The following is a 5336-nucleotide window of genomic DNA, read 5'->3' as shown; positions in this document are numbered from 1 at the left end:
GTCAAAAACAAGCCGATTCATCCCCCACCTGCACTCTCACTCCGTGAGCAAGGTGGCTTAGAGGCGGGGGACTTCTCGGCTATTTTAGTTAAAAGGGATTTTAAGAAGGGTCCCTTGAGGGTAATTGTTTTCTGCTTCATCAGCTGTTACTGGTCCGCATTAAGCCATGGGCACAACCTCTTTTCCAAAAAATCTATACCTGTGAAAATTACATATCCCATCAGACTGATTCCAATAATACCTGAGAACATCGCTGTATAATCTACCATAATCCAATTGTTCATAATATAATAACCAATACCATACTGGGTGGCGTAGTTTTCTGCAAAAAAAAGTGCAGAAATTGCAATTCCCATCCCTATTCTCAACGCCGAAATCAGTTTTGGAAGAATACTGGGAAACACCACATGAACAAACTGAGATTGATAGGACAATTTCAAAGATTTCGCAGACAAATATACTTCATCTGGAATTTCTTTTATGCCGTCACGAACACCAATCATAATTTGAAAAACAATTATAGAAACAATTAAACCAATCTTTGAAGCATCACCCAGTCCAAATAAAATCATAAAAACTGGCAAAAAAGAAATTTTGGGAATAGGGTATCCCAAATACACAATTGGTGATAAAATCCGATCCCCCCAGCGGGTCATTCCCATAACCGTCCCTAACAGCACACCCATTAAAAGAGAAATTGAAATGGCCATCACAATTCGATAAAAACTGTATACTAAATGAATGCCAATTTCATTTGTAAAATGGGCGAAAAAATACTTTAAAGTCATTATAGGATTGGGGATTACTAAAGAATCAACTGCAAAATCAAGCAAAGTCCACAAACCAAAAATGGCAATAAGCCCGTATATTTTTCGGATTAAGCGCGAAATTGAGTACTGACTAGTCATCCCCTGCCTCCAAAGCTGTTCTAACAGCCAAACATGTATCGTAAAATTGTTTAGATGCTCTATGATTCTTCATGCCCATATTTGAATTTTCAATTACTTTTGAAAGTGATCCCTGATGCATCACCACAATTTTCTGACCTAAAAAAACAGCTTCTTCAATACTATGGGTTACAAATACCAACGTCATCGGTCTTTTTCTAAACAATTCCAACAAAAGGTTCTGAATTTTCTCCTTACTTAGGGCATCAAGTGCTGATGAAGCCTCATCTAAAAGCAATATATCTGGGTTGGAAATCAACGTTCTTGCAATTGCCGCTCTTTGACGTTGTCCTCCACTAATTTGATTGGGGTATCGATTTGCAATTTCTTGTATGCCCAACAGCTCTAGCATTTCATCTGTTCGCGCGTTCATTTCAGATTTTTTTACCAAACCCCTGTCCAATCCCAACCCAATGTTGGCCTTTACCGTTTTCCAAGGAAAAAGACCATAGTTTTGAAGTACAATTCCAGACGGTTTAAGAAAAGGCTCCGGCATGGGTAAAAGTCCAGCTAGAAGGTATAAAAGTGTTGTTTTTCCACATCCTGAAGGCCCTATTATTGCGGTAGTAGTTCCTGCTTCAACCGTCAATTTCATTTTATTTAAAGCCAAATTTTCGCCATAAGAATAGCTCAATCCTTCTAAAGATATCATGGGTTCACAAACTCTCTTTCAAAAATAGCATCTACATCCAAATTAATTTCTTTTCCAATTGTTTGAGCTGTCCAATTCATCATTTTTATAACATACTGGTCATCTGGCAGATTGGTTTTTTTATACTCTGGCATCTCAATCAAATCTCTAATTTCTGAATTTAAGTTTAATTTTTCAATTAATAAATCTCTCCCAATTCCATCATCTAATTGTAAATCCATAACCGCCCGGTCAAGTGCACGATGAAAGGCTTTAATTGATTCTTTTTTTGTGTCAATTGCAGATTGCGTAAAAACAAAAATATCTGGACAAGGTTCATCCGAATTATAAAATACTTTTTCTAACCCACTCAACGCCCCCATAGTGGCCATCGGCTCGGGAAACACACCCATATCTACGTTTCCACTTTTAATCATTTCAAGTCGCGCTGGGATTTCGTTGATATAAACTTTTTCAAGGTCATAATTGGCACCCAGCCACAAATCGGCCAAGTAGTTCGCCACGCTGACTTCCATCACAGCAACTGACACCACTTCACTCTCGCCTGATTCTGGCTGTTTTAAAATCGGAAACATTCCATCTGTCATGGTAGTTCCTTTTATTTCAAATCCACTTTGTACATTTGTTATAAGTGCAATCATATCTGACATTCCGCCATCTATTCCACCTGTTTGAAGTGCACTTTGACGATCCTGTGCATTTGTAAACAGGGTTACTTCAACATCAATCCCTTCGTCTTTAAAATATCCTTTTTCTGCTGCCACATATATGGGTGCTGCATCAACCGCTGGCATCACACCTATTTTTAATGGTTCATCTGCTTGTTTTTCCTTTGTGCCACATCCCGAAACCAATAATACAACAACCGCCATCAATCCTATCAATTTCCTCATCTTTTTTTTTCCTCTCTATCTGTCATGTATAAGTGTTTTTAATTCTATTTCTGAAAATTTGTGAATCAATTGGTCTGGGTACATTGCTTTTAGTTCAGCTTCAGTATTGGCACCTGTATCAATACTAATTACCTTTGCACCCAGATGCCGTGCTGTTTTAATATCCAAAACTGTATCCCCAATCACCCAAATAGATTGAATTTTTTCATCTGTTTGTTTTTTGACTTTTTCAAGAGCAGCATCTGCAATTTCAAACCTCGTAAGCCCATCCTCTCCAAATCCGCCTGTAAAAAAGTACGACCACAAACCAATCTTTTTAAGTTTATAAGCTGCGCCCATGCTTAATTCGCCTGTAATCAGGGCCAATGTTACATTAAATTTAGACAATCTTTCTACAAATTCAACCGCATCCACATTGGGTCTCCAAATATCATCCTGTGCATACTGATTTAAATGCGTCTCATATAGTGTCAAAAATTTAAGCCATAACTTTTCCGTATACATGACACCCGATTTTGAAAGTGCCTCTCTGAACACATCTTGATCACTTCTTGCAGCCGTATCAATCCCTTTCATGGTGTTTTTCATCCCAAGAAGTTCATCCACTGCCTTTATAAAGGGTAAATCCGTCCTTTGATCGCGTTCAATTAGTGTCCCATTAATATCAAAGAATACAATTGGTTTCATTTGAATCCTCCAGTGCTATAGATTTGACGGTACCTCTTTTTTGAGGTATAACAAAATATATATAGAATTCGGGGGGCATCCATGAAAAAAAGAGAGAATACACCCTGGTATAAGTTAGACAACGCCGGAAAGCTCTACCCTTCCATTGCAACTGCACGCGTGTCTACTGTCTATCGACTCACAGTGGTCCTAACAGAAAAAGTAGATCACAATCTGCTCCAACAAGCTCTTAACCATACTGCTGCAGATTTTCCACTTTTTAACGTTAAATTAAGAAAGGGCCTATTTTGGTTTTATTTTGAACACACATCAGAAGTACCTAGCGTTCATAAAGAGCGTTTTTATCCATGCACATCTTTAAGCATCACTGGCAATCAGCCCATGACATATAAGGTCATGTATTACAACAATCGAATACTCATTGAAATGTCTCACGCCATGGCGGATGGTGCAGGTGTGATGGCGTTTATGAAAACGCTTGTGAAAAACTACTACAGGCGACTTCATAATTTAGAGATGCCTTCACATCCAATGCCTTTGGAATTTGCAGAAGACGCATCTCGTAGATACTACGAAAAAAAAATTCCTGTTCCTTCAAAAGTGCCAAAAGCCTACCATTTTCCCTTTAAACTGATAGAAAATGGAGAATATAGAGTTATTGATGGTATAATTAGCGCCAAAGCCTTTAAAACACTCTCCAAGCAATATGGAACAAGTCCAACAAAAATGATGCTGTGCCTATTTTTTGAGGCAATTCAGGACTATGTGATTGAAACAGGTACTTTGCCAAAAAAACCAATCATTATCAATACACCTGTAAACTTAAGAAGTATCTTTCCGTCACAAACACTTCGTAATTTTTTTGTGAGCATCACGCCACAAATTGATCTCAGACTGGGCACTTACACCCGAAATGAACTGCTTCAATATTTGGACAGTTACTTTAGACTTGCAATTACGGAAAAAAATCTCAAGAAATACATTGCAAGAAATGTGCGAAATGAAGATTTTTGGCATGTGCGTTTAATACCATTGGCAATTAAAAATTTAATCATCCCCATCATTTACAATTATTATGGGGAAAGCAGTTATACAAGTAGCATTTCGAATCTTGGAAACATTGGACTTGATCCACCATATGACCAAATAGTGAGTCGTCTCAGCGTACTGCCACCACCAAGTGAGGGCAATATCCTTAAAGCCACCATTACAACTTATAAAAACAACATGTCCATCACTTTCGGTTCACTTACTGACAATCATATCATTGAAAAATTATTTTTTCAACGCTTGCGCAAAGAAGGTATAAACGTAAAAATTGAAACGAATTTCCGATAGGAGGCTAGCCATGGCATATTGTAGCAAATGTGGTGTCGAACTTGAACCCCATGTCCCTATTTGTCCACTTTGTAATTATGAAATCCCAGAAGAGTTGGTGCAAAAACAAATTGAAAACAGTGCCTTTCCAGAGGCTATGAATGCATACGAAAAACAAGCTTACGCCACACGCAATAAAATTCTCTACACCTATACTATTGTTGTGATTGCAGGTATGCTCATTTCTTTGACCCTAAACTTTATAGCTTCAAGTGAAACGGCGCTTTTTAAAATTATCATGTTAAGTCTAGCCGCTTCTAACATCCTTGTTTTTCTAATGCTTGGATACATCAAACGCGTCGATAGAGTCCTACTTTATATGGGGATTGCAGCCCTTATTGTTACCTTGATTCTGGACAGCCTTGACGGTAACTTGGTATGGGCACATCGATACGCTATGCCTATGATTATTCTGTCTACTCTAATCGCTGTTCTAACTGCAAAAAGATATAAAAAAATCAAAAATGCAAACCACTATATTTTTATTCCAGTTTTTATTTGCATCGCCTTAGCGCTGATTCTTCCTTTTATAGAACTGGTGATTTCCCTGAACATCAAAAATAAAGTATATCTCAGTTGGTCGCTAATATCGTCCATTTCATTACTCGCTTTTTCAGGTTTGTTGTCCGGTCTTTATTTTAAACTGCCAGACTACATCAAAGAACGCTTGATTCGATTGTTTCACATGTGACATACTCCCACCACTTAAGAAGTGGGGGCTTCTCGTTCGAATAGCCTAATGGCTACAGCATAAGCGAGCTATCCCCGTGTGCCCCACGG

Annotated in this window: 6 protein-coding genes; 2 read left to right on the top strand and 4 right to left on the bottom strand. The window is 38.1% G+C overall.

Going from position 1 to position 5336, the window contains the following annotated elements; genetic code table 11:
* Positions 1-146 precede the first annotated feature (146 nt).
* From JOC49_RS12800 to JOC49_RS12785, 4 genes are read right to left on the bottom strand one after another with little or no spacing between them, the layout of a single operon-like run.
* Entirely contained in the window at positions 147-908 is a 762-nt protein-coding gene (locus tag JOC49_RS12800; protein ID WP_204665431.1) for an ABC transporter permease, read from the bottom strand.
* A complete protein-coding gene (locus tag JOC49_RS12795; protein WP_204665430.1) occupies positions 901-1599 on the bottom strand; it encodes an ABC transporter ATP-binding protein in 699 nt (232 codons plus the stop codon). The genes JOC49_RS12800 and JOC49_RS12795 overlap by 8 nt, the downstream gene beginning before the upstream one ends.
* Entirely contained in the window at positions 1596-2492 is an 897-nt protein-coding gene (locus JOC49_RS12790; RefSeq protein WP_204665429.1) for an ABC transporter substrate-binding protein, read from the bottom strand. The genes JOC49_RS12795 and JOC49_RS12790 overlap by 4 nt, the downstream gene beginning before the upstream one ends.
* Positions 2493-2507: 15 nt before the next feature.
* Positions 2508-3179 carry an HAD family hydrolase gene (locus JOC49_RS12785; protein ID WP_204665428.1) on the bottom strand — a complete coding sequence of 224 codons (672 nt, stop codon included), beginning with the start codon at positions 3177-3179 and terminating at the stop codon, positions 2508-2510.
* An 81-nt stretch (positions 3180-3260) separates the two neighbouring features.
* On the opposite strand from JOC49_RS12785, the gene JOC49_RS12780 reads away from it, so the two are divergent.
* Positions 3261-4517: a hypothetical protein gene (locus JOC49_RS12780; protein ID WP_204665427.1), complete on the top strand. Its 1257-nt coding sequence runs from the start codon at positions 3261-3263 to the stop codon at positions 4515-4517.
* Between the two features lie 10 nt (positions 4518-4527).
* Positions 4528-5247 carry a DUF6320 domain-containing protein gene (locus JOC49_RS12775; RefSeq protein WP_204665426.1) on the top strand — a complete coding sequence of 240 codons (720 nt, stop codon included), beginning with the start codon at positions 4528-4530 and terminating at the stop codon, positions 5245-5247.
* The last annotated feature ends 89 nt before the right edge of the window (positions 5248-5336 follow it).

Origin of the sequence: Fusibacter tunisiensis (assembly GCF_016908355.1) — a bacterium.
GTDB lineage: Bacteria > Bacillota > Clostridia > Peptostreptococcales > Acidaminobacteraceae > Fusibacter_D > Fusibacter_D tunisiensis.
This window is presented reverse-complemented; position numbering and strand designations above follow the sequence as displayed.

Bases quoted from the DNA above. Each gene is read 5' to 3' on its own strand.
- JOC49_RS12785 (WP_204665428.1), bottom strand. From the start codon at position 3,179: ATGAAACCAATTGTATTCTTTGATATTAATGGGACACTAATTGAACGC.
- JOC49_RS12795 (WP_204665430.1), bottom strand. From the start codon at position 1,599: ATGATATCTTTAGAAGGATTGAGCTATTCTTATGGCGAAAATTTGGCT.
- JOC49_RS12775 (WP_204665426.1), top strand. From the start codon at position 4,528: ATGGCATATTGTAGCAAATGTGGTGTCGAACTTGAACCCCATGTCCCT.
- JOC49_RS12800 (WP_204665431.1), bottom strand. From the start codon at position 908: ATGACTAGTCAGTACTCAATTTCGCGCTTAATCCGAAAAATATACGGG.
- JOC49_RS12790 (WP_204665429.1), bottom strand. From the start codon at position 2,492: ATGAGGAAATTGATAGGATTGATGGCGGTTGTTGTATTATTGGTTTCG.
- JOC49_RS12780 (WP_204665427.1), top strand. From the start codon at position 3,261: ATGAAAAAAAGAGAGAATACACCCTGGTATAAGTTAGACAACGCCGGA.